A 605-nucleotide genomic window follows, 5' to 3' on the forward strand; every position below is an offset into this window, starting at 1 on the left:
CAGGAATGGTTGAATCCTTCGGAGTTGTGGAACGCGGGAATATGGGGTGCAGCTCTTTTGGTAAGCGAGCTAATCTTGCTAATCGCCGTCGCTTATGGGCTTCTGATGCAAAGGAGGATACGTGATGCGTAAAGTAAGGCAGTCGTGGTCCGTGGCAATGTATAATTTTCGCCAGTGGAAGAAAAATCCGCGTATTGTGGTGACGTTTGCGCTGGGGTTCATCCTGTGCTTTTTGCTGTCGAACAAGGCGGTGGCCTTTGCACAGGAGCAGGGGACGATCCTTCAGCTTGTGGAGGCGTTCGTATGGACGTTTGGGGACGCGAACAATATCCTCATTTCATCATTGCTGCTCGTGTTGTTGTTTGCGGATATGCCCTTTATCTGTGAGGGAACGCCCTTTTACCTGATGCGCACGACACGTGCTGCATGGCTTTGGGGACAAATCATATATATCTGCTTAGCGACGGCATTGTATATGGCGTTTATCCTGTTTGCAACCTCCGCACTGTGTGCGCACAATTCGTTCATTGGCGACCAATGGAGCGAAACGGCGGCGATGCTCGGGTATTCAGGTACGGGAGAAGCTATTGCCCTACCCGCTTTTG

The 605-nt window shown here is 51.2% G+C and carries 1 pseudogene; it reads left to right on the forward strand.

The annotated features are described in order from the left end of the window. Positions 1–124: 124 nt before the first annotated feature. Positions 125–605: pseudogene (locus tag CHK_RS00120) on the forward strand (hypothetical protein); the annotation flags it as partial.

Source organism: Christensenella hongkongensis (assembly GCF_000981035.1).
In the GTDB taxonomy this organism is placed as follows: domain Bacteria; phylum Bacillota; class Clostridia; order Christensenellales; family Christensenellaceae; genus Christensenella; species Christensenella hongkongensis.